This window comes from Pedobacter antarcticus, assembly GCF_900103515.1.
Lineage (GTDB): Bacteria > Bacteroidota > Bacteroidia > Sphingobacteriales > Sphingobacteriaceae > Pedobacter > Pedobacter antarcticus.
On sequence record NZ_FNGZ01000002.1, the window covers coordinates 93,155 to 116,332 of the forward strand.

Annotated in this window: 19 protein-coding genes and 1 tRNA gene; 8 read left to right on the forward strand and 12 right to left on the reverse strand. The window is 40.5% G+C overall.

All coding sequences use genetic code 11. The features are described from left to right. Nucleotides 1–3 precede the first annotated feature (3 nt). Nucleotides 4–732, forward strand: coding sequence for a DUF4097 family beta strand repeat-containing protein (locus BLR53_RS04030; protein WP_074587469.1), 729 nt, complete (start codon nucleotides 4–6; stop codon nucleotides 730–732). Nucleotides 733–791: 59 nt separating this feature from the next. On the opposite strand, the gene BLR53_RS04035 is transcribed toward BLR53_RS04030, so the two are convergent. Next, nucleotides 792–1,370, reverse strand: coding sequence for an NAD(P)H-dependent oxidoreductase (locus tag BLR53_RS04035; protein ID WP_074587471.1), 579 nt, complete (start codon nucleotides 1,368–1,370; stop codon nucleotides 792–794). 1 nt (nucleotide 1,371) lies between these two features. After that, nucleotides 1,372–2,388, reverse strand: coding sequence for an SDR family oxidoreductase (locus tag BLR53_RS04040; protein WP_074587473.1), 1,017 nt, complete (start codon nucleotides 2,386–2,388; stop codon nucleotides 1,372–1,374). A gap of 105 nt (nucleotides 2,389–2,493) precedes the next feature. Between BLR53_RS04040 and BLR53_RS04045 the strand changes: the two genes are divergently transcribed. The 5 genes from BLR53_RS04045 (at nucleotide 2,494) to BLR53_RS04065 (ending at nucleotide 7,569) form a co-directional block, all read left to right on the forward strand. Further along, nucleotides 2,494–3,054: a TetR/AcrR family transcriptional regulator gene (locus BLR53_RS04045; protein WP_037443785.1), complete on the forward strand. Its 561-nt coding sequence runs from the start codon at nucleotides 2,494–2,496 to the stop codon at nucleotides 3,052–3,054. A gap of 126 nt (nucleotides 3,055–3,180) precedes the next feature. Continuing rightward, nucleotides 3,181–3,255: transfer RNA gene (locus tag BLR53_RS04050), tRNA-Val, on the forward strand. A gap of 259 nt (nucleotides 3,256–3,514) precedes the next feature. Next, a complete protein-coding gene (locus tag BLR53_RS04055) occupies nucleotides 3,515–5,980 on the forward strand; it encodes a TonB-dependent receptor (protein WP_074587475.1) in 2,466 nt (821 codons plus the stop codon). A gap of 9 nt (nucleotides 5,981–5,989) precedes the next feature. Beyond that, nucleotides 5,990–7,336, forward strand: a complete 1,347-nt coding sequence (locus BLR53_RS04060; protein ID WP_051760187.1) for a PepSY-associated TM helix domain-containing protein — start codon at nucleotides 5,990–5,992, stop codon at nucleotides 7,334–7,336. After that, entirely contained in the window at nucleotides 7,333–7,569 is a 237-nt protein-coding gene (locus BLR53_RS04065; RefSeq protein ID WP_037443780.1) for a hypothetical protein, read from the forward strand. Before BLR53_RS04060 ends, BLR53_RS04065 begins: the two co-directional genes overlap by 4 nt. A gap of 44 nt (nucleotides 7,570–7,613) precedes the next feature. Here the strand turns inward: BLR53_RS04065 and BLR53_RS04070 are convergent, their stop codons facing one another. From BLR53_RS04070 to BLR53_RS04090, 3 genes are all read right to left on the reverse strand, one after another. Further along, a complete protein-coding gene (locus tag BLR53_RS04070; protein WP_037443777.1) occupies nucleotides 7,614–8,210 on the reverse strand; it encodes a hypothetical protein in 597 nt (198 codons plus the stop codon). Between the two features lie 676 nt (nucleotides 8,211–8,886). Beyond that, nucleotides 8,887–10,107, reverse strand: coding sequence for a serine hydrolase domain-containing protein (locus BLR53_RS04085; protein WP_074587478.1), 1,221 nt, complete (start codon nucleotides 10,105–10,107; stop codon nucleotides 8,887–8,889). 45 nt (nucleotides 10,108–10,152) lie between these two features. Then, complete coding sequence (locus BLR53_RS04090) at nucleotides 10,153–10,980, reverse strand: helix-turn-helix domain-containing protein (RefSeq protein ID WP_176763515.1); 828 nt, start codon at nucleotides 10,978–10,980, stop codon at nucleotides 10,153–10,155. Nucleotides 10,981–11,115: 135 nt separating this feature from the next. On the opposite strand from BLR53_RS04090, the gene BLR53_RS04095 reads away from it, so the two are divergent. Continuing rightward, nucleotides 11,116–12,051 carry a proline dehydrogenase family protein gene (locus BLR53_RS04095; protein ID WP_074587482.1) on the forward strand — a complete coding sequence of 312 codons (936 nt, stop codon included), beginning with the start codon at nucleotides 11,116–11,118 and terminating at the stop codon, nucleotides 12,049–12,051. 5 nt (nucleotides 12,052–12,056) lie between these two features. Here BLR53_RS04095 and BLR53_RS04100 read toward each other — a convergent pair whose 3' ends face one another. The 7 genes from BLR53_RS04100 to BLR53_RS04130 all read right to left on the reverse strand — a co-directional run bounded on the left by BLR53_RS04100 (nucleotide 12,057) and on the right by BLR53_RS04130 (nucleotide 20,546). Beyond that, nucleotides 12,057–13,979: a glycoside hydrolase family 43 protein gene (locus BLR53_RS04100; RefSeq protein WP_218122969.1), complete on the reverse strand. Its 1,923-nt coding sequence runs from the start codon at nucleotides 13,977–13,979 to the stop codon at nucleotides 12,057–12,059. A 26-nt stretch (nucleotides 13,980–14,005) separates the two neighbouring features. After that, a complete protein-coding gene (locus BLR53_RS04105; protein WP_074587484.1) occupies nucleotides 14,006–15,973 on the reverse strand; it encodes a glycoside hydrolase family 97 protein in 1,968 nt (655 codons plus the stop codon). A gap of 162 nt (nucleotides 15,974–16,135) precedes the next feature. Beyond that, nucleotides 16,136–17,326: a calcium:cation antiporter gene (locus tag BLR53_RS04110; RefSeq protein ID WP_074587486.1), complete on the reverse strand. Its 1,191-nt coding sequence runs from the start codon at nucleotides 17,324–17,326 to the stop codon at nucleotides 16,136–16,138. Nucleotides 17,327–17,424: 98 nt separating this feature from the next. Further along, the gene (locus tag BLR53_RS04115) at nucleotides 17,425–17,985 is read right to left on the reverse strand and encodes a Crp/Fnr family transcriptional regulator (RefSeq protein ID WP_037443755.1); all 561 of its coding nucleotides are present in this window, start codon (nucleotides 17,983–17,985) and stop codon (nucleotides 17,425–17,427) included. 434 nt (nucleotides 17,986–18,419) lie between these two features. Continuing rightward, nucleotides 18,420–18,863: an SRPBCC family protein gene (locus tag BLR53_RS04120; protein WP_083331995.1), complete on the reverse strand. Its 444-nt coding sequence runs from the start codon at nucleotides 18,861–18,863 to the stop codon at nucleotides 18,420–18,422. Between the two features lie 40 nt (nucleotides 18,864–18,903). After that, entirely contained in the window at nucleotides 18,904–20,094 is a 1,191-nt protein-coding gene (locus tag BLR53_RS04125) for a pyridoxal phosphate-dependent aminotransferase (RefSeq protein WP_037443753.1), read from the reverse strand. Nucleotides 20,095–20,159: 65 nt separating this feature from the next. After that, nucleotides 20,160–20,546, reverse strand: a complete 387-nt coding sequence (locus BLR53_RS04130) for a DUF1573 domain-containing protein (RefSeq protein WP_037443750.1) — start codon at nucleotides 20,544–20,546, stop codon at nucleotides 20,160–20,162. 187 nt (nucleotides 20,547–20,733) lie between these two features. Here BLR53_RS04130 and BLR53_RS04135 point away from each other — a divergent pair, with 187 nt between their 5' ends. After that, nucleotides 20,734–23,157, forward strand: a complete 2,424-nt coding sequence (locus BLR53_RS04135) for an alpha-ketoacid dehydrogenase subunit alpha/beta (RefSeq protein ID WP_074587488.1) — start codon at nucleotides 20,734–20,736, stop codon at nucleotides 23,155–23,157. Nucleotides 23,158–23,178 lie beyond the last annotated feature (21 nt).

A 23,178-nucleotide genomic window follows, 5' to 3' on the forward strand; every position in this document is an offset into this window, starting at 1 on the left:
CATATGAAACTTATCATCACCGGCTTTTTGTTAGCCATTATACCAGGTGCTACTTTTTCCCAGAGCACTGTTAGCAGGACTTATCCGGTAGCAGCTGGTCAGAAAATAGAATTAAAGTTTGACTATCCGAAGATTATTCATGTTAGCACATGGGATAAAAAAGAAGTCGAGGTTACTGCCTCTGTGAACATAAATGATGGTGAAAACGACGGTGCATTCACACTGTTGGAGAGCAGGAAGGACGGGAAAATATCAATTAGCAATAAAGTCGATCTTTCACAGATTCCCGACGCCTATTATGTAGTAGAGAATGGCATAAAGATCCGTATGAATAGTAAAGCAGAATTAGATGCATACCGGAATAAACACCCGGGCGTAGGTGCCACTTATCAGCAAAAGGATATGGCAATCACCATTGAAGTTAAATTGCCGGCTAATACGAATGCAGATATCGTTTCAACCTATGGAATTGTCGAACTCGAGAATTTAAACGGGAATATCAGGGTCGAAGCCATATATGGCGGTATAGATGCTTCCCTGAATGAAAAAAAGATTGGAGAAATCAAATTGACTAACCGCTTCGGTAAAATATATAGCGACCTGCAACTGAAACCAACACAGCAGACCGAAAAAAACTTTTATACTTCTATAACCGCTTCTCCCGGAACTGGTTCTACTTACGACATCAGCTCTTCTTATGGTAATATCTATCTGAGAAAAGGGATGAAATAATTACCACCGGGACAATTAAAGAGCTGATATTATCATCAGCTCTTTAATGCGTACAAGCCTTAGGTCTGGGTTCTGCCTAACTGATAAATTTGTCTCAACCATTTATCACGGCGCTGGGGGTTAGCTTGTTTTATAATCCCTAAATAAGTGACTTTTACAGGCCTGACACCACAAAAACCTAGAATACTTCGCTTTAACTGATTTACGCTGGGACTGGAATAATATAACCAGTAGTACCATGCAGGCTGATCCAGTGTGGTAATGATTCTGGCTGTTTTACCGACGAGTAATTTATCCCACCAAAGTGAGTTCTCCCGGTATTTGAATGTAATTCCTGGTAAAAAAATTCTATCAATGAATCCCTTCATTACTGCTGGAAAGCCACCCCACCAAACCGGATGTATCCATACCAAATGATCCGCAGCCATAATTTTTGTAATACTCGATTGCAGATCAGGTTCCAGTTCAATCCGCTGTGTATAACCGAATTCCAGGTTCGGATTAAACTTCAGCTCAGCCAGATTGATCTGCTCAACATACGCACCTGTAGAAGACGCTCCTTCGCGGTAGGCTTCTGCTAATGCAAAATTATAGCTTTTAAGGTTTGGATGTCCGTTTATAATGAGGATCTTTTTCATGCTAAATTTCAGTTTGCGTAATGGTTACACCAAATTCCTTCAGCGTTTTTACTGCATTGGTTGCATTCAATAAAGTTTCTGGCAGATATATCCCACCATTTGAGGGAGGCAGTTGCCCTGAAAGGCCAAATATTCCTTCGACGGAAATTAACACCCCGAGTGCTGTTAAATGAGATTGTCCGGCTGGGTCTGAAACGATTGTCCTCATTTTTGCTGGTTTCCCGGAAACTAATATGCCTTCAATATCGATATAAAGATCGTGTGATGCGTTTTTACCCTGATTGGTGCCTATTGACTGCCCGATCACAATATCAAACCGCACATTTGAGGCATCTGTAAGGGATGCAAGAGAGGGGACATCCAGTGTACCCATTGGATATCCCCGGGCTGCGGTACCATTTGCCAGATAAAAATCTCTTGGATATTCCGTTGCGTCAACAAATATCCAGTTCTTTTCATTCCTGATCAGCGCCCTGGTTACAAAGCTATCCATTTGGGCTGCAATCATAGGTCCGATCGGGTCGAGCTCGTCATATACACAGGCAGTTTCTATGGTGTTGATTTGCTGAAACTGTTCTGCTACCTGTTTGGCCACAATGGTCAACACTCCAGCCTGCCAGTGGTCTGTGAGAACTAATTTAGATAAAGGCTGTTTTTGTAAAGCTTTAAATATCATTGGTGCAACTTCATCGGCAGTTCTGGTGATGCTGATATACGATATATTGTTTTCCACTGCAGCGTCAAATAACATGTTTTTATGGTCTTGCAATGCAGCTATAATCAGATCTGGACTGCCAGCAGAATCAGAATCGAACGGCTTATTCACATCTAGAAAAATGCATTCAGTCCGGCCTATCTCCGCAGCAAATTGATGCCCTTTTTCAGGATGTCTACCACCTAATATTAAATTAATTTCAGGATGTTTTTTGCGTAGATGTCTGGCAATATTACTCCCGACATGGCCATACCCGCCTGCAATCAATACTTTTAATGCTGCTGTGTTCTTAAGATTTGTCATAATTATAAATTTTATATTTGTAGGTCAATAGACCTATTTCAGCTAAAGTAGGTCTATTGACCTACATTAAGAATTCTAATTATTTAATTTAGATTTGTATGACAAATGGGAAATAGACAGCAGAAAACGGATAAAATAATTGAGACGACGATCAATATCCTTGGAAAGGAGGGAGCTACCGCTTTATCTATGCGGAAGGTATCTGAGTCGGCGGGGATTTCGTTGAGCAATCTTCAATATTATTATAAGACCCGGGAAGACTTAATTATCGCTACGGTTCAATTCTATTTTAAACAATGCCAGGAAGAAGTTTCCAGAGAGTGGGAGGGGTTTAATCCGAATAAACCTCATACGGCAACTCTTTTTTTGAAAAAAATCTTGAGTGATTTACTTGTTGATGGAAATCATCATTCACACTGTACTATGTTTCGTGAAATCTGGGCACTATCAAGCCGGGATCCACATTTGGCGGAGGAGATGAAAAGCTACTATCAGCAGTATGCGGAATGGCTTGTGGATTTGTTAGCCTCGTTCTCAGATAAACCAAAAGATATTGTTGCTTTGTTGTTGCCATATGTAGAAGGCTACTCTATAATGGGTTCAGCGCTTCCGTTGGATAAAAACGAAGTTGTAGACCTTTTAGTCAAGCTTATTTTAATAAATTAAATCGCTGATATTTAGAACCAACCAAATAACGGTAAATGTTTTTTTACGCTGGATTTTGCATAATGTATTTTATTTCTAATCTTAGCTAACCCAAACAAAAGATCCTTAGGGGTCTGATAGCGATCAGGGAGATTAGCTCAGTTGGTTTAGAGCACTACCTCGACAAGGTAGGGGTCGCTGGTTCGAGCCCAGTATCTCCCACATTTTAACTGTAAAAACCGGAAGCCTTCCTAAGAAAAGTGCTCCGGTTTTTGTTTTTAAGCTGATTTTCTATTTTTAACTTTGGTACAATTCGGCTCAATCAATTCCCAGTGGAATAGATTTCAAGGTTTGAGATAGAAAATAAAAACAAAGATCAAAGACATCAAATGTTAGGTTTAAATGCAACTGGTAGCTATTGTTCCTGTCGAAACTCTTTATATATTTGTGCGTTATTTTTAATTAATCTAAATAGTATTGCATGAAGATTCTCTACCCTGTGTTCTCTTTTTTTTGTTTGTTGTTATTTACTCAGGCTGCATCAGCCCAGTTAAATATAAATGGCAAAGTCACCGACAAGTCCAATAAGCCCATTCCAGGAGCTACAGTTAAATTAGTAGAAAAGAACTTGGTTCAGGTTACTGATCAGGAGGGAATTTTCGAGTTTAAAGACCTTACTCCAGGCACTTACAGCTTGTCCACTTCCTATATTAGCTATGTAAGCTCCATTACCCCATTTATCCTTAAAAATGGGAAAACACAGGTAAACATTCAATTGGAAAATAAAGACAACCAATTACAGGGAGTAGAGATAACAGGAAGGAAGGAACAGGCTTACAAGAATACCAAGTCTTTTTCAGGGACCAAAACGGAAACGCCTTTGCGGTATGTACCACAGTCGATCAGTTATGTGACCAAGGAAGTAATAGAAGATCAACAGGCTTTTAAAGCTAGTGACGTCATCAAAAACATCAGCGGTGCTACCAATTTTTCTTACTATAATAATGATATTTCATTGAGGGGATTCCGCTCCAGCAACGCGCTGATCAATGGATTGAGAACGCCAACAAGCAGTTGGAGCCAGCCTTTGCTGCCCAATGTAGAACGCATTGAGGTGATCAAAGGCCCTGCTTCTGCACTGTTTGCCAATGCAGACCCAGGAGGTATTGTAAATACTGTAACGAAAAAACCTTTGGACGAGGCACGCAAATCGATTAATTTTGCAACGGGAAGCTGGAATACCAACCGCCTGATGGCCGACTTTACAGGCCCCATGAATGAAAGTAAAACTTTGCTCTACCGCTTGAACCTGGCTTACCAGAATGCAGAATCCTTTAGGGTATTACAAGGTGGTGAGGACATCGTGATTGCACCTTCCATTTCATTCATTCCCGATGAGAAAACTTCCGTGAACTTTGATTTTGTGTATTCCAAGACCAAGAGCAGGTTGGATCGCGGTCAGCCGATATTTGGGGCTACTGCAGGTACAAACCTCAACTCTACCCCTATTTCATTTGCCGTGGGAAAAAGAAATGATTTTGAGAATGAGCTCAATTTATATGTAACTACTTCATTGCGCAGAAAGATCAGTGAAAAGGTAACATTTAACGTTTCTTACATGAAGTTCCTGTATGATGAGGATTTATTGGAACACCGTACTTCGAACCGTTATGCGGTGGATGGTTTAAATAGGCCAATCCCGACTAAGATGGAAATGCAAACCATCCGCAGACAGGGTAAAAATTACAGCGATAACATCACTGCGTATTTTGTGACTGATCTGAAAACCGGCCCGGTTACCCATAAAATTGTAACGGGGTACGACTATATCCAAAATGAATCGCCAATAGGGAATTCAAATTACAATGCTACAGGCTATCGTAGAATAGATGGTACCGCCGCAAACTTTACCGTCCCTGATCCGACCAAGCCACTTCCAGCTAACTATGTAGCTTTTGTCCTTGATAAGAGCGGCAATCCTGTTCCAAACGTTCCTCATTTTGATTTGGTAAACCCTGATTATTCCATTTCTGAAATCTCCGGTTACATCAACACCTCTTCACAGATTGATCCGGCAAAGTATTATCAGCATGGCATTTATATCCAGGATCAGATCAGCGTGGGTAAATTCCAGGTGCTATTGGGATTGAGACAAGAGTATTATACCGATATGGTGAATTACAAGAAGGCCACTGAGAAAAAAGTAGAGCAAAAGGCACTCCTTCCTAGAGTTGGACTGGTTTATACGCCGCTGGAACAAGTGAGTCTTTACGGAACTTATACCGAAGGTTACCAGCCTCAAAGTGCTGCCCAAATTGGCGATCCGGCTCGTTTCGGAGGACCATTTGATCCTCTGATCAGCAACATGTATGAAGTAGGTGCCAAAACGGAATTGTTTGAGAAAAGATTATCTGCTAATCTGGCATTTTACAGAATAGAACAAAACAACGTGTTGGTAAATGCTGGCAATCCCGGAAATATAGAACAGCTTACTCAGATTGGTCAGCAACGCTCTAAAGGTATTGAACTGGATGTGAACGGTGCCATCATGCCCAATTTCAGCATCACGGCAAACTTCGCGATCAGCAGAAACGAAACAACGAAAAGCGACAACCCCGAACTTATCGGAGTACTAGCAGCCAATGCACCAAAAGCGCAGGGCGGACTGTGGGCAAAATATACGTTCCTGAATCCTGAATTAAAAGGCCTTGGTCTTGGTGCTGGTGTAAACTATACCGGAAAGAGAAATACTTTGAATACGATTCTGGAGCTTCCGGAATATACTTTATTCAGTGCAGCGCTTTATTACAACGTCGATAAATTCAGGATATCTGGTAACCTTAACAATGTGTTTAACAAAACGCACTGGGTGGGTGGCTATGATTTTAACCGTCTCTATCCTGGTGCGCCAAGGAATTTCCTGATCGGTATAGGTTATACATTCTAATTGCGTAGCATGAAACCGATTAATAAGCACAAGAAAGACCATAAACTCCTCTGGAAGATCCACCACTGGTCGGGCCTGTATGCAGGAATTGTGATAGGCATACTCTGCTTCACTGGCGCTGTGGCAGTTTTTATCCCTGAGATAGATGGATTGATCCAAAGTCGTTATTATTCGGTTCATGCTGCTACTCCCGCGCCTGGTCAGCTTTTCAAAATAGACCAGGCATTGGCCGAAGCCAAAAAACAATACCCCAAGATGAGCGGTTTGCTGATCGATATGCCAGATAAACCAGGTCGCGTGGCTACGTTTAGTTTTGCTGTAAAAGGCAAAGACAAAGCTTCCAGTAAGTCTTATTTTTTGTTTGTAGATCCGGTAAAGGATCAAATACTGGGTAGTTGGGATCGCCAAAATTCTTTGGCCAATTACCTCCGGCAGATGCATGTGCGCCTGTATGAGGGCTTCTGGGGCAGACAACTGGTCGGCCTTGCTGGTGTGGCCTTCATCGTGGTTACCGTGACGGGTTTCCTGATCTATGGGCAGTTCATGAAAAAACAAACCTACCCGAAAGTGCGGCGCAAAGGAATGCGAATCCTGATGGGCGACTGGCACAAGATACTCGGCATCAGTGCATTGGCCTTCAATTTTGTAATCGCATGTACAGGAGCCTGGTTGGGACTTCAACCCAAATTAATGCAGTGGTTTGACATCAAAGCACCCAATGATCATGATTTCCCTAAACTAATGAAACCTAAGGCAGATGCCGCAACCTTAGTGCATTGGGATCAGGTTTTTCTTGTACTGCGCAAAGAATTTCCTGACCTGAAACCTGGTTACCTAAGGGCTTCTGAAGATGGTACGTCTACGATTGAGGTACATGGGAGTATTGATGGTCAGATATATGAGAAAAATATCAATGCTTTAGTTTTGGCAAAGACGAGCTATAAACCGCTGTTTAAGTGTGATGTGCGGACAATGTCTTTCAGTCAACGCTTTTATTCGGTTCAGGAAGCTCTCCATTTTGGAGACTATGGTGGCCTGGGATTAAAGATTGTGTATACGGTTTTGGGCCTAACGAGTGCATTTTTGTCAATCAGTGGTTTTGTGGTCTACCTTTATCGTACTGATAAAAAGCAACAACGCCGGATGAGCCCTTGGAAAACGACATTTGTGTATTGCCTGTTGATTTTGATTGTGCTCGTGGTGATTGCGCTGATCAGCATGTTTATTGGTTATCGTCAGGCATCTGCTGTAGCAGCCTGGCTGGTCAATGGCAGTTTATTTGGCTACATCATCTACGTCATTGTGGTAGCTATACTCAAAAAAAGAAATTCTAATACTAAATCTATCGGCATATGAAAGAGGCTAAAATCATTGAGCAGACATTGATACCCGTTGCGCTTATTGCGGGTAATATCGCGCTTTCTCACTTCATTTACCTGTTGGCAAAAGGGGATTATAATTCTCCCCTATGGGCAACGGTTATTTGCATTATAGCCTTAACAATTGGAATCTTACGCGGCAATAAATACTTGTTAATTGGAGGAACAGGATTTTATAGCATTGTGTTATTGGTGGCAATTTGTCTTTAACCCCGACCGTATGTAGCTGACTCTGAACCAAAAAATTGAATCAACTACGAAACTATAGGGCAAACTTCTTCCCTTAAGATCCATTCACCGCCTTTCTTCTCATATATAAGAACACTTCCATTGCCGCATCTTCCGCCACAGTAGAAGTACTTATTAAGAATAGCAAAACGATGATCCTTAGAAAAAATTGGATTTGAAATAACATAGAATGTTTTATCAATGCTTTCGTCCCCACCAAAGGTTGGTGTCTCCTTAATAAATTTCACCTCCGCAGAATTCAGAATTTTAACGGAATCGGTATCTATTATCGCTTTAGTCCAAGCTACAGTATCAGTTTCCTGGGCCTGAAATGTTTCTTCAAAAGGGACATCAAATTTATACTTAGTGAATATTTCATTTAAACAATCTCTATTTACCGCTCCACAAGGCGAATCAGAAATCTGAATTACGCCTTGAGAATGAATAGATTTTATGTACGTGTTTACCAATGAGTTTGTCTCTATATTTTTCGAATTTTGTAAATTCGAATTGCCACTGCATCCCATTAATAAGTACGACAATGTTGCTAATGCAAGGTGTTTTATGATTAATGTTTTATTCATTCTGTAGTCTTTATATCTTCCGCCTTCAGTATCTTCCATTTTGCCTGCTATACTTCGGTAAGCGACGTAATATGCCAGACCTGCAATGATTTTTTATGGGTCTCGTTTTTCGGATCTCAAAAAAAGGCACTAACATTAAATTGATTAGCGTTATATAGGTATGGAGAAATTTGATAACGGTTGGGTGAACAAAAAGGAAACTTATTCTAAATGTCCAAAATGTGGTAAAGGTGAGTTAAGCAACAGAGTTCCACAGTCTGCTTTTTATAAGTACATAATTTTTTGGCAGGCATATAAGAGGTATGAATGCTTTTCCTGCAATACCAAAATACATATTAAGCAATCGGTCTTAACTAATTAGGTTATGGCTTCATAACGCTATCAATAATCAATTGTAGATTGCCCGATTCCCGGGCATAATAAAGGAGAATAAATGCTAACCCAAATGCTATCATAAGATACATCCGGCGTTTAGCTTCCGCTTCCTGCTTTTTTATTTTTGCAATTGGCCGGTTACACCCAACGCATATTTTGGCAAGCCGGCTGTTATAGGCCGGACAATCTGGACATTTTAAAAGGGTCATAATATTTGGTCTACACTCAAATTTAAAAATAATTTATAGAATGAGAGACCGGATCTGATAAAACAGCAATAAATTCATGTCAACAGAGCAAGCTTACTATACTATTATTGCAGATATAATCATTGGTCCTTTTACTGAGGTACTTCTACGAATGACGTGTGATTCGTATACTTCACCAGTAAATCGATGATTTCAGATTTGTCGGCTAAATACCGGTCGCACAAAAAGACTCCACCCAAGCCGGTTGCAGGATTAAAGAAAAGGAAAGAACTTACGCCGGGGTCGTCTCCGTCATGGCCAATCGTGCCGTTGTTATAGAGGTTCCAGAAGATTCCTTTATTTCTATGAGTCAGGCTAATCCCTTTAGGTGGATGTTCTTTGGAGAACTGTGGCGTAAACATCGTTTGGTATGACGCTTTGCTTAAAATAGTCTGATCTCCATTATAGCCGTTGATCATAGCTATCAAGTATTTGCTTAAGTCGGCAGTGTTCGTTCTGAGTCCGCCGTCAGGGTAAGTGATACATTGGTAAAACGGGAATGACCTTACAAGATCATAATAGTGTTTGGCGTATTTGTCTTTTTGCCGCGCGTCTAAAAACCAACTTGAATTTCGCATCTTAAGTGGTTTTAAGATATATTTTTCTGTAAAGCTGGCGTAAGTCATTCCCGATTTAACCTCGATCAGGTACGCTGCAAGTGCAGATGCGATATTGCTGTAATGTGATGAGCTGCCCGGCTCGCTGCTAACGAAATTGTCAGCGCTGTAATATTTTCCATCTGCAGAGAGGTATTCATATAAAAAGGTCTTGAGCGAGCAGGGGGCAATCTTATTACGATAACCCATACCTTGCAATATTTTGTAAGCAGAAACATCATAATCTGCAAATGCTTCATCAAATTGATAGGTGTCAGGAAGAATAGCAGGATTGTCTACGATGCTGGAGGTATGGTTACTTAACTCCCTTACCGTAATGCCGGCCATTTGATAACCGGGGTTTGCAACCTTAAAAGGGAGTATCTCGTTAATATTAGTTTCTAACTCAAAATAGCCCAGCTCAACTGCTTTCATCAAGGCGACAGCGATAAAAGTTTTACTTACAGAACCAATTATTTGTACGCTTTGCGAAGTGTACCTGGTTTTTTTCGCTACATCAGCATAGCCAAAATTGTGTTCGTAGATCATTTCTTTTGAATTGACCAGGACCACCGACATTCCTGTTAGACTGTCTTTTTTGACTATCTGTTCCAGTGCCTTGGTGAGCGGGTCAAATCCGGACTGTCCGCGAGCATCTGGTGTGTAAACAGAAAGCAATGTGCATCCAATAATAATAATATGTTTCCATCTTTTCATAATGATTAATCTTTTCAGGTCGCAAAATTAGCAGAGAGGAAGTTGTTATAATTGTAAAAAATCGAAATGTCCGGAAAATGGCAACAGGTATTCATTTGCATTAAATTGAGAAGGCGATTCTTTAATAATACGCTGATATGATCTGATAAAATGAGATTGATCGTAATATCCATGCTGCAGGGCGAGTGCACCCAGGTGACCGTTGTAAACAGGATTACTCAAATCATCTATTAATTTCCTGAGCTGTAAAATAGACTGAATTTCTTTAGCGGTAAGACCGATCAGCATTTTAAACTTTTGCTCTACACGTCTTTGTGAATACCCGGAGGCGGAGGCTATATCGGCGATGCTTGCCGGTGATGCACTCGCACTCAGTTTTTTATACGCCCATTGAATAAAATGAGTATCGGCATCTACATGCAGGCATGTATCCAAAATCTTATACACGGCCTGGATTACAGATCTATCGTCTGCCAAGTTAAGATCTGTAAGCCGCTGGTTAAAAAAAGGATTGAATGTATCCAGACTCACTATATTGTCAACCAGCTCATCCATAGAGATATTGGATATGACGGGAGGTAACCAGGGCTTTACTTGTGCCATGATTGCCTTGGAAAAAGGCTTTACTGAGATACTTGTGCGTTTAGTTATCTGGCCTGAAAGATACACACCGGCCGGTAATTCAACCGGTTTACCGGCTAAATTTAGTAAGACCCCGTTACCGGTGACGAACACAATTGTACAGCAGCCATTAGGTAGTGCATAGCCGGCAGGTTTAGTTAATGAATTGTGGCTATTGTCTAATATCCAGAATTTCTGAACATATTTTTTATAACGATCATCAGCTGCTGCTTCTTTATAAAACCCACTCATTTTTAGCCTGTTCTTACAGTAATCAATATTAATAAAAAATATGCTGGAATTAGAAAAACATAATTTTACTTTCAGTTGAAATGAGTATACAAGGTAAAATGCTATCATTGCTATTTACCAATAATAAAAATCATAATGGATAAACACCTATTGCAGATCGGTTCCCAGGCATTAAGAACTGCAGCATTAAATGAAGATTCGAAAGCGTATATATTGGCTAACCCGGTCCTGTTCCAGCTTTTCAAGAAGGCGGCCAATAGATATATCGGCGGAGAAAATTTGGAGGAGACTATTGTTAAAGTCAAAGCTTTAGATAACCTGAAAGCCTCTATCGAATTTATGGGTGAAAGTACCAGGACGGAACAGGAATCAAACAATGCTACTAAAGAGTTTATTCATATCTGTGAACAAATAAGATTGCAGCATTTAAATGCTACCGTGTCTCTTGATCTATCTCATATAGGGTTAGCGGTTTCAAAAGAACTCTGCTTAAATAATTTAAACGCTATTTGTAATGAAGCCTCTAAATCAGGCATTGAAATTATTATAAGTGCAGAAGGAACTGAAAGGACAGACGATATTCTCGAAACCTATAAAAAAGCAATTAAAAATTATGATAATCTCGCTATAACCCTGCAGGCATATCTATATCGAACGAAAGATGATTTTGCAGAGATTAGAAAAGAGACAGGAAGAATAAGAATCGTAAAGGGTGCATTTGAGACTGCTAATGGACTTTCTATGTCCCGAGGTGAAAAACTTGATGACGTCTATCTGGATTATATTGCGCAGTTACTTGCAGAAAATCATAAATGTTCGATTGCCACACATGACAAAAAAATACAGTCAGCTGCGAAATTACTAATTCAGAAACATAACCCTTCAAAAGAAAACTATGAGTTCGAAAGTCTATTTGGTATGTGCAATGACCAGCTCTATTCGCTCAAGGACGAAGGTTATCAGACGAAGCTTTATTTTGTTTACGGAAAGGAGTGGTACTTATATCTATGCAATAGAATAGCAGAATACCCGATGAGCATATTTCAAGCCTTAAACGACGTTGTACAATAAATGATTTAATGCGTAGGTTTTACAGGTATGATATTTCCTTTTTCATCAAAATACATGCGATCTATACAAACCTCACGATTGAATCCTGCCGCATCACCCATATTTATTCCATCCGGATAGCTAAACCTATGGTAAACCATATACCATTCATCTTTCCCGGGAATTTGCAATACAGAGTTATGCCCTGTACCGTAAATACCCTGGGAAGGATCCTTTTGAAGAATTAAATTATTTTCGCGAATCTCTATCGGCCCGGTTGCGGAGTTGGAGGTTCCATAACGCACGCGGTAATTCTCACTGCGGGTATCCTCTTCTGACCAAAGGAAATAATAGGTTCCTTTGCGGTAAAATACATAGCATCCTTCTCGGAATGTCTCATCAGTCTGAAGTACTTTGGTTGTATTCTTTTTCAGAGAGATCATATCTTTATTCAGTTCGGCTACGGCAAGATATCCATTTCCCCAATACAGATAACTTTTGCCTGTTTTGGGGTCGGTAAATACAGCCGGATCAATTTCCTGTCCTTCTTTTACACCATTGGGTTTAGTGCTGACCAGCGGTTTTCCCGAATCTGTAAATGGACCTGTTGGCTGCTCAGAAACGGCGACTCCGATCTTTTGAGCAGCTGTGAAGTAATAGTAGTATTTATAAACACCATTAATCTTTTTTTCTGCAATCGTCGGTGCCCAGGCGTTGCGGTCTGCCCAGCTCACATCTTTCTTCAAATCAAGAATCACGCCTTCATCGGTCCAATTCTTCAGATCCGGAGAGGAGAAAGTTTTAAAGTAAGTGCCTCCCCAGCCGTCAAAACCATCGCTGGTTGGATAGATATAGTATTTCTTGGTTTTATTGGAGTATAATACATCCGGGTCAGCATAGAAACCGTCAAGCACCGGGTTGGTTTTAAGCGTCAGTTCCATGCCTTTTGGTATGCCCCAGCGATTTGTCAGGTTCTTCAATTCCTGACGGGAGACCGGAATAATCGTTCCGTGCCGCGGATGAAAATCCATCTTCACCTCATGATCTATCACTTTGAATTTATCCAGATCGTAGCTTTCACAAAACTGATATTTTCCTTTACCATAAACATCATACATGAGGATGTATTTGTCGGAATTGTTTAGCTTAAACACGCTGGAGCCTTCCACTGCATCTTTCGTCTGCTGTTTGTATCCTTCTTGTTCAATCCATTTTCCGGAAGTCAGGGAATCGGTAAGTGCCAGTTTTATCCCGTTTCCGTGTCCTTCAGTTTTATAAAACAAGTAAAACAATCCATTTTTGTTAATAATGTCACCATCGATACAGGATTTGCCGTTTTTTGGATTGAACAGTACTCTGGGTTCTGATTCGAAGTCCGTAAAATCACTGTTTACGTAAGCATAATAGATTATATCCGGACCTGCGCCATGCTGCATAGACCAGTAGACCATATATTTTTTTGCTGCGGGATCGAATATCGTTTGCGGTGCCCAAACACGTTTCAGGTCTTCTTGCCCTTTATAACGTTGTTGTATATTGATAACTGTATGTTTCCAGTTCACCAGATCATTAGATTTCATCAGGATGAGGGCCCGGTTAGAATCCCATCCTTTTGAGGAAGTCATATCTGTCAGTACCATATAGAACGACCTCCCATCCTCTGCGCGAAGTATGTGTGGGTCACGAACGCCGCCGGTAGAGCTGATTAGCTTCGAATCAACAACCGGCTCATTATTATTTAATGCGCGGTAATTGTAACCATCAGTACTGATGGCAAAACAGACAGACTCATCTTTAACGTCATTCCCTTTAAAGTAGGCGAACAAATAACCAGCAAAATCCTTATCGGCCGGCCCGGATTTATAAACCTGACTGAATGAGTTACTGATAAAGGCTATTTTTAAAAAGGCAAGAAGGATCAACCGCGGACGTAGAAATTTTTTCATCATGAAGTACTGAAGTTTTTAATTAAAATTTATAAACCTGTTATCTGTTTTCCGGTAATAACAGCACCTCCGCCAGATAGTAATTTGAGCGTTATTTGCTTATTCTTTTGAAGATTTACCTTTTTTATTTGTGGCTGCTTATCACTCTTGTCCGAGTATAGCGTAATCATTTTATCAGATAACATAGGTAAAGACACCGTTATTGTTTTTTCCTTCTCTTCTGCGTTGATGGCTGCGATGTACCAGGTTTCTCCATGGCGTCTCGCCAATACACAATATTTTCCCGGATAACCGTCAACAAATACCGTCTCGTCCCAGGTTGTTGGAACCTGTTTCATGAAATCTATCACATGGGTTGATATATCGTTCAGATTATTAGGCGTTATACCGAAATTCTGCACAGGGGTTTGAAATAAGACAGCTGTCGCCAATTGAAAGGTTTCACTGGTCTTCCTGATGGTTCCTCCATTATTTTCCCGGTTATGACGTTTGTTCAGCAGGACAGGACCAAAGTCCATTGACCCCACAGCATTACGTATGAAGGGGTGTAAACTTGCATTAAATGCCTCTGCATCATTTGCCTGCTGGGTGAAAATTAGGTTTTCAGATGGCAGTACAGCTTCACTTCCCACAAAATTGGGGTACATCCTTTCCCAGCCACGCGGCAGGGTACAACCATGAAAAATAACGGTGAGTCCATAAGTGTTTGCATCCGATAGAATATCCTCGTACAATTTCATCGTTTCCTGCTTGTCGCCGCCGAAAAAATCTACCTTGATACCTTTTATGCCTATACGCTGCATCCAGGCCATTTCACGCTTCCTTGCAACAGCGGTATTCATTCCGTTTTTTGGCCCTTGCGGCGCGTCATTCCAAAAGCCATTTGAATTGTACCAAAGGCATACGCCCACATTTTTATCTTTGCCATACGCTACCAGTTGCTCTATTTTATCACGGCCTATTTTTGTATCCCACCAGTTGTCAACCAAAACAAACTCGTAGCCCATATTGGCTGAGAGATCGACAAACTTCTTTTGGTCATCAAGGTTAATACTGTCGTCCTGCCACAATAACCAGCTCCAGGTTGACCTACCGAATGAGTATTCTTTAGACGCTTTATACTGAGGCTCAACCACGTCAAAAGGTATAGTTGTTTCGACAATTGGCTTAAGGTTATTCCCTACAGTGAGGGTTCGCCATGGCGTGGCGCCGGGCAAAGCCATAGTGGGGTTTGCACTTCCGATTCCGTTGTTTTCGCCAGTTTCGGGAAAGGCTAATTTATACATCCCGTCTTTGGTTCCTTCGCTCAATTTCGAGCCGCAGTAGAGTGCATTTACACCAGTTTCTGAGAGTAAAATCCAACCCTTGTCGCCAACATGAAAAAGGGCTGGGAAGGTATATCCTACGCCATATTTCGAAGGAACGCCCATCGCCTGATCTGGTATGTATTCTTCTTCATAGCTGGGTTTCGTTTTCATCCAGCCAATCATGGGAGAGGCTTGTGGAGTTAAAAAAGTTGTGGTTGCCAAAGGGAACTTATATCCGGTTAGTTCTTCTTCAATAGTAAAATTGGCAGGTTCACCGGTTTGAGGAACTTGATAACGGAAAGCAATATTATTATTGCTCACCCGAAAGACTACCTCTAATTGCTGTTTATTTGGATTTTCGAATTTACAGATCAGTTCATTGGCCTGATACCTAACGGTACTTATTTTAATTTTTGGTTCCGAATAGGTCTGATCAATCTGTTTTGAATTGCTGCTGATCAGAAGAAGATTTGAAGACAAATCTACCTGACTGCCGCGCAACCCTAAAGGGGACTTTTCCAGCATTTCATTTTCTTGCAGAAGCACATTATAATACAGTTTGCCCTGGTCTAAGAATAATTTGACAGTCAGTTTTTTATCCGGGCTGGAAATATGGAGATCCTGAGCAGAAGATTTGGAAAAGCAGAATGATAATATAAATACGTAAAGAATACTCCTGATAGGGGACATAAGCAAGATCAGCTGTTTAGATATTTGGTTAGTTGGGCCTCAAAGTAAGCATTATTTTTTAAACGTAGAAAAGACATTTAAAAAACATGAAATGATACGAACAGGTAAAAAACGCTTCGCTTCTTTTTGCCTAAAAAACCTGATCCGGCTAAGATCTTATCCTTAAGGATTGAAAATCAGCATAATAAAGACTAGAAACAGCACGAGGTGCATGATGCCTACCATTGGCGTTGTTCTTTTGCCCAGAAAGGTCATCAGGCTTAATAACAAAGTGATAATAAACAGGATCATTTCTGTAGCTGTAAGTCCGAATAATACTGTTTTACCTGTGATCAGTCCGACAATAAGGACAGAAGGAACTGTTAGCCCAACAGTGGAAACAAAAGCTCCGTGGCAAAGATTGATGGCACGCTGAAATTCGTTGTTAAGTGCGGCTTTAACCGCTGTCATGGATTCCGGAGTGAATACGATAATTGCAATTAAAACGCCCCCCAATAAAGGTGGTAGATTGGCGGCTTTAATTCCGTAGTCAACCACTGTAGCCATATTATGCGAGAGCAGAACAATTGGTAATATTGTTACGATCAAAACGGCGGAACGGATAATGATCTCGTTTTTATTACTTTTGGAAGGATCATCTACAGGGCCTGTAATCGTAAGCAGATCACTATTCCGCTCAGCAAAAGGGATCTCCATCTTTCCTTTTTGGGGCTGTATATAGAGATGCCTGTATCCCTTCATCTGCAATAGGAGGAAAAATCCATATAAAATAATAATCAACGAAGAAAGAACGATGGCCTGTGTATTGCTGAAAATTCCATTTCCGGCCCCCTCTATGAAATTTGGGAGCATCATCCCGATACTTCCCAGCATGATAATCATCCCGAGGTAAGACATTGCGCCCTGTGCATTGTACTCCTGTTCTCCATATTTTAGCCCACCTAACAGAATACATAGTCCGATAACCAGGTTCATAATAATCATCATCACTGAAAATATAGAATCCTTACCAATCGTCGGGAATTCTCCGGGGCCAAGCATAACTGCCGAAATCAGAATGACTTCAATGGAAACAATAGAAAGTGTTAATATTAATGTGCCGTACGGTTCGCCGAGTTTATGAGCTAGCTCATCGGCTTCTTTTACAACACCAAAGGCAGCTCCTACAATCGTCAGAAGGAGGATCAGGAAAGCTATTACTGCCGTAGTAGAAGACATAGATTCGCCTAGTAAAGAATGGCCAAACACCGTGAAAAGCCCTACAATTAACCATATTGCGATTAATTTAAACCGGGTCTTTGCAGGGATGATTTCTGCTATTGATAAGGTGTTTTTTATTTTACTACCTGACATAATTTATTTCTGTTTAAACTATTAATAAACAGCGCAAAAATATCAAGAATTAATCAAAGCAAAATTATCCTATGATAAATAGTAGTTTGTGACGATGACTATTTCTCTTTGCGAATCCGGCTTAAGCTTACGGGTGTAATTCCAAGATAGGAAGCGATATACTTTAGTGGAGCACGTTGAATGAGGCTGGGTGAGTCTGCCATTAGTCCATCATAACGTTCTTTAGCAGATAATAACGCTGTTGATACAAATCTGCTTTCTAATTTCAGCAGTTCTTTTTCGGCCAGTTTTCTTCCCCAGTTAGCTATGTTTATATCCCGGTTATAGAGCTCATTTAAACGGTCTATCTTCAATTCATAGAGCTCGCAATCTTCCAGAAGCTCGACATTTTCATAACTTCTTTTGCGTTCCACGTAACTCCGCATCGATAGAATTGTTTCTCCTTCTTCACCAAACCAAAAGGTGATATCCATTTCTTTTTGTGGCGCGAATGCCCTCACAATCCCTTTTTTTATAAAGTAGATACTGGTTTCGATTTTGTCAGCTCTTAACAGAATATGGTTTTTAGGATGGGCGATTTCAGAAATATTATCTTTTAATGTGGCCTTGGCATTGGCAGGAATGTTATGGATCTGCTCTATAATTTCATCTATCTTCATTCAGCTCATTTTTTAATTTTTTCTCTATGGTCGAAAACAGGTGATCATAACCACAATACAAATTAAGATAAAAAATCAAGGACTACTTTATAAAAAGGGGAATTGAAAGCACTCTTATCTCTTGAATAAGATAATTAATCTTAGCTTGAAGTTAACTTAAAGTTAATCTGGTTATGTGTTGGTGTTGTCAACATTTCAGACACACTTTGTTCGGACTTCCTTCGGACTTCCTTCGTTGTTCCTTCAATCGGAATCGAAGAAATAACGGAGGAAGTTCGAAGAGGATTTAAAGTGAATACGACTAACACACCAGATGCATTGTCGTATAAGGATAATTATCTGTTCAGCGACTTGGCTTTTGGTTTAAACAAAAAAAACCAGGTAGTTCTGTTACGATACTACCTGGTTATACTATTTATTTAGCCTGTTTTTTTTTAAGCTGTCTTTGTACCTTCTGCGTATGGCTTAAGTGATTCGTTTAAGATAGAATTCCAGCCTGCAGTGAAACTCTCCCTTGAAAAATTAGGGTCACCATCAGGGAAACTTTCAATACCGCTGTGAATGATAGTAACGCGGGTTTTGTTTTTTCCAACCGAATTGAGCTGAAATGTAACCTCCGATTCACCAGGATATTCTTTATAACCCCATGAATATGTTAGCCGGTACAAAGGCACAACATCCAGAATTACACCTTTGTGGAGATATTTCTCTCCTTCACCCTTGCCTTTAAAAGTAAAATTAGTACCCTCAACCAGACTAAAGTCAGGAATATCGAAGTACCAGATTTTCATGGCATCCCGGTCTGTAATTAACTTCCATAATTCAATCGGGGACGCATGGACTACGGTTTCAGTTATTAAAGAATTCTTATTCATCATATTTAATTTGGCTTGGGAAAATCCCTTTATACTTATTCAATTATGCTTGATATTGTTTCAATGCTTCTTCTAAACAATCCATCGCATTATTCAGATCATCAGTATTCAATACATAGGCCATTCTCACCTCGTTCTTTCCTGAACCAGGACTTGAATAGAAGCCTGTTGCCGGTGCCATCATCACAGTGGCGCCTTTGTACTCAAAATTTTCAAGAATCCACTGACAAAATTTATCAGAGTCGTCAATCGGTAAAGAGGCAACGACGTAGAATGCTCCACCTGGATTCGGGCAAAATACACCATCTATAGCGTTAAGGCGTTTTACTAAAGTATCGCGTCTTAAAGTATATTCTTTGTTAACTTCTTCGAAGTAACTGTCTGGTGTGTCTACGGCTGCGGTTCCGGCAATCTGTTCAACCATACCCGGACTGAGTCTTGCTTGCGCAAATTTTAGTCCAGATTGTATAACTGCCTTGTTTTTTGTAATTAAACAACCTAATCTTGCACCACAGGCACTGTATCTTTTAGATACTGTATCCATAATTACTACATTTTCGTCCAGCCCTTCCAGATGCATCGGCGAGATAAACTCCCTTCCGTCATAACAGAATTCACGGTAGGCTTCATCAGAAAACAGGAATAAATCATATTTAAGACAAAGTTCCTTTAATGCTTCCAGCTCTTCTCTCGAATAAAGGTAACCTGTTGGATTATTTGGATTACAGATAATAATCGCTTTGGTTTTAGCTGTTATTAATTTTTCAAATTCGGCTATTGGAGGTAATGCAAATCCGTTCTCTATGTAGGACAATATAGGCTTTACGACTACATTACTCATACAGGCGAAGCCATTGTAATTAGCGTAAAATGGTTCAGGTATAATAATCTCGTCACCTTCATTTACACAAGTTTGCATGGCAATAGTAATTGCTTCAGAACCACCAACTGTAACCAGGATATTATCCGGAGTAATATTATAGCCTAATTTGTTATAATATTCCGTCAGCTTGGTTCGGTAAGAAAGGGTTCCTTCAGATGCAGTATAAGCCCAGACGTTGAAATCTATATTTTTAATGGCATTCAGCATACCTTCCGGCGTGGCAATGTCAGGTTGGCCGATATTTAAGTGATAAACTTTTTTTCCTTCTTTTTTTGCCTGATCAGCAAATGGAGTAAGTTTCCTGATTGGCGAAGCGGGCATTTGCAACCCTTTTTCTGAGATATGTGGCATGTTACAAAAATAAAAAACCTCGTTAATTAACGAGGTTTAATTGAATAAATTATAAATGACTTAAATTACTTTCCAGCGACAGTTTCGCCTTTAATATATAAGACTTTTACCGGCGTTTTAGCATTGGAAGAAATTGTTACGCTCTTGCTGAACGGTAAAGGAGAGCCTGCTGGTGTATAGGTAACTTTAATGGTTCCGGTCTCACCCTTTTTTATTGGAGTTTTAGTATAATCAGGAACTGTACACCCACATGTAGACTCAACTTTAGTTAAAATCAATGGCTGATCTCCAATGTTGGTAAACTTAAATTCTACGGTTGCAGGGCTCGCCATAGAGATTTTTCCAAAATCGTGCGTTTCTTTTTCAAATTTAAATTCTGCTGGTTTGCTCTGTGCAAAAGTTGCAGTACTGACACCCAATACGAAGGTTAATAATACGATTAGCTTTTTCATTTATGTGTTAATTTAAAATTCAGTAGTAAATATTTACGGGATTGATCACCATTGATTTAACCCCGTTTTGAACAAATTTAGTCTTTTCATTCAGATTTCCAATTGGCTGAAGGAATATATAAATTACGTTCGGTATCGGGACGTAATTTAGAAAATTAGTATCTTTGCCCAATAAACTTTTGTGCTTATGATGCTAAATGACAAACTTACCACGAACCCTATTGATGCTTCAGAATTAAGTTTTGACGACTTTAAAACTATTGTGATCGCTGATTATAAGATCGCATTTGAAAGTAGGCAAGCCAGTTTACTAGGCCGTAAGGAGGTTTTAACAGGTAAGGCAAAATTTGGCATTTTTGGTGACGGGAAAGAACTTCCGCAGATTGCCATGGCCAAAGCATTTCAAAATGGAGACTGGAGATCGGGGTATTACCGTGACCAGACTTTCGCATTTGCCACAGGTATTTGTACCATTAAGGAATTTTTCGCTCAATTATATGCTAATCCTAACGTGGAGGCCGATCCGGCTTCGGCGGGCAGACAGATGAATTGCCATTTTGCAACACGTTCTTTAAATGAAGATGGTTCCTGGAAGGATCTGACGGCTATGAAAAATTCATCCTCAGATATCGCTCCCACGGGTGGACAAATGGCCAGATTAGTTGGCTTAGCTTATGCTTCTAAACTATATCGCCAGAATCCGGAGTTAAATTATCTTAAAAACTTTTCTGTAGAAGGAAATGAGGTAGCTTTTGGAACTATAGGGAATGCTTCGACTTCTGAAGGGGTCTTTTTTGAAGCGATTAACGCAGCTGGTGTATTGCAGATCCCGATGGCTATGTCCGTCTGGGATGATGCTTACGGAATTTCTGTTCCTGCTAAATATCAGACCACTAAGGAAGATATATCTGAAATACTGAAGGGATTCCAGCGCGACGAAGACAACGCTGGTTTCGAAATCTATAAAGTCCGTGGCTGGGATTACCCCGCCTTATGCGAAACATACCAGCAGGCAATAAAAGTTTGCAGGGAGGAGCATGTTCCGGTACTAATCCATGTTACAGAAGTGACACAGCCACAGGGTCATTCGACATCTGGCTCGCATGAACGTTATAAAAGTAAAGCACGTTTGGAATGGGAGAAAGAATTTGACTGTATCCGCCAGATGCGTATCTGGATGCTGGAATCGGCGATAGTAACGGAGGAAGAACTATCAGCACTGGAAGATACGGCCAAGAAAATGGTGCGGGAAGCGCAGAAAGAAGCATGGAATGAGTTCTTGAACGATATTAAAGTCGAAAAAGACCAGGCGATTGCTTTGATCAATGCGCTTGCTGTTTCCAATCCTTTACTCAAAAAGTTATCTGCTAATCTGGCCGCAACGCCGGATGCGCAACGAAAAGAGGTTATTTCTGCCGTCAGAAAAGCATTACGTTTAACACTGAGCATAGAAAGCGAAGAAAGAAATGCACTGTTGAGCTGGTATCAGGAAGAAAAAACAGCCAACGCGGAAAGATATAACTCCAAGTTATTTACAGATGGGCTGGAATCTCATATACACGTTAAAAATGAGGCGGCAAGCTATCATGAAAACAGTAAAATGATCGATGGCAGAGAATTACTGAATGCCTGCTTTGACGCCAATTTCAGACGCGATCCGAGATTGGTTGCGTTCGGAGAGGATCTGGGTAGCATCGGTGACGTAAATCAAGGATTTGCAGGTCTTCAGGCTAAATTCGGAGAGTTACGGGTCACTGACACCGGAATCAGGGAAATGACCATTGTAGGGCAGGGGATAGGCCTTGGATTAAGGGGCTTAAAACCTATAGCGGAAATACAATATCTGGATTACCTGCTTTATGCGATTAATATTTTAAGTGATGATCTGGCCAGCCTGTCTTACCGGACTAAAGGCGGACAGAAATCTCCTGTAATTATCCGTACCCGCGGACATCGTCTGGAAGGGGTATGGCATTCAGGATCACCTATTGCAATGATTCTCGGTTCGTTGAGAGGCCTGCATATCTGCGTACCGCGTAATATGACGCAGGCAGCCGGTATGTATAATACACTTTTCCGTTCAGATGAACCTGCTTTGGTTATTGAGTGTCTGAATGGTTACAGACTGAAAGAAATGATGCCTGATAATGTTGGTGAATATACAGTTCCCTTAGGCCAGGCCGAAGTGATTAGAACCGGAACCGATATTACTGTCGTTTCTTATGGTTCAACGCTCAGAGTGGTAGAAGAAGCTGCTGAGGAATTACTGAAAATGGGGATCTCGGTAGAGATTATTGATCCGCAGACTTTACTTCCTTTCGATCAGGAACAAGTATGCCTGGCTTCTCTTCAGAAAACAAATAAATTACTGGTTGTTGATGAAGACGTACCAGGAGGAGCGTCTGCCTATATTCTACAGCAGATTATGGAACAGCAGGGCGGATATTATTATCTGGATGCACAACCACAGACTTTAACAGCAAAAGCCCACCGTCCGCCTTATGGTTCTGACGGTGATTATTTCACAAAACCTTCCGTGGATGACGTGGTAGAAACTATTTATGGGATGCTGAATAAACATAACCAACAAAAATACCCTGCTATTTATTAATAACAGGGTATTCAATTGATA

Excerpts from the sequence above, each read along its gene's own strand:
- BLR53_RS04030 (WP_074587469.1), top strand. The coding sequence starts at position 4 with ATGAAACTTATCATCACCGGCTTTTTGTTAGCCATTATACCAGGTGCT.
- BLR53_RS04035 (WP_074587471.1), bottom strand. The coding sequence starts at position 1,370 with ATGAAAAAGATCCTCATTATAAACGGACATCCAAACCTTAAAAGCTAT.
- BLR53_RS04040 (WP_074587473.1), bottom strand. The coding sequence starts at position 2,388 with ATGACAAATCTTAAGAACACAGCAGCATTAAAAGTATTGATTGCAGGC.
- BLR53_RS04045 (WP_037443785.1), top strand. The coding sequence starts at position 2,494 with ATGGGAAATAGACAGCAGAAAACGGATAAAATAATTGAGACGACGATC.
- BLR53_RS04055 (WP_074587475.1), top strand. The coding sequence starts at position 3,515 with ATGAAGATTCTCTACCCTGTGTTCTCTTTTTTTTGTTTGTTGTTATTT.
- BLR53_RS04060 (WP_051760187.1), top strand. The coding sequence starts at position 5,990 with ATGAAACCGATTAATAAGCACAAGAAAGACCATAAACTCCTCTGGAAG.
- BLR53_RS04065 (WP_037443780.1), top strand. The coding sequence starts at position 7,333 with ATGAAAGAGGCTAAAATCATTGAGCAGACATTGATACCCGTTGCGCTT.
- BLR53_RS04070 (WP_037443777.1), bottom strand. The coding sequence starts at position 8,210 with ATGGAAGATACTGAAGGCGGAAGATATAAAGACTACAGAATGAATAAA.
- BLR53_RS04085 (WP_074587478.1), bottom strand. The coding sequence starts at position 10,107 with ATGAAAAGATGGAAACATATTATTATTATTGGATGCACATTGCTTTCT.
- BLR53_RS04090 (WP_176763515.1), bottom strand. The coding sequence starts at position 10,980 with ATGAGTGGGTTTTATAAAGAAGCAGCAGCTGATGATCGTTATAAAAAA.
- BLR53_RS04095 (WP_074587482.1), top strand. The coding sequence starts at position 11,116 with ATGGATAAACACCTATTGCAGATCGGTTCCCAGGCATTAAGAACTGCA.
- BLR53_RS04100 (WP_218122969.1), bottom strand. The coding sequence starts at position 13,979 with ATGATGAAAAAATTTCTACGTCCGCGGTTGATCCTTCTTGCCTTTTTA.
- BLR53_RS04105 (WP_074587484.1), bottom strand. The coding sequence starts at position 15,973 with ATGTCCCCTATCAGGAGTATTCTTTACGTATTTATATTATCATTCTGC.
- BLR53_RS04110 (WP_074587486.1), bottom strand. The coding sequence starts at position 17,326 with ATGTCAGGTAGTAAAATAAAAAACACCTTATCAATAGCAGAAATCATC.
- BLR53_RS04115 (WP_037443755.1), bottom strand. The coding sequence starts at position 17,985 with ATGAAGATAGATGAAATTATAGAGCAGATCCATAACATTCCTGCCAAT.
- BLR53_RS04120 (WP_083331995.1), bottom strand. The coding sequence starts at position 18,863 with ATGATGAATAAGAATTCTTTAATAACTGAAACCGTAGTCCATGCGTCC.
- BLR53_RS04125 (WP_037443753.1), bottom strand. The coding sequence starts at position 20,094 with ATGCCACATATCTCAGAAAAAGGGTTGCAAATGCCCGCTTCGCCAATC.
- BLR53_RS04130 (WP_037443750.1), bottom strand. The coding sequence starts at position 20,546 with ATGAAAAAGCTAATCGTATTATTAACCTTCGTATTGGGTGTCAGTACT.
- BLR53_RS04135 (WP_074587488.1), top strand. The coding sequence starts at position 20,734 with ATGATGCTAAATGACAAACTTACCACGAACCCTATTGATGCTTCAGAA.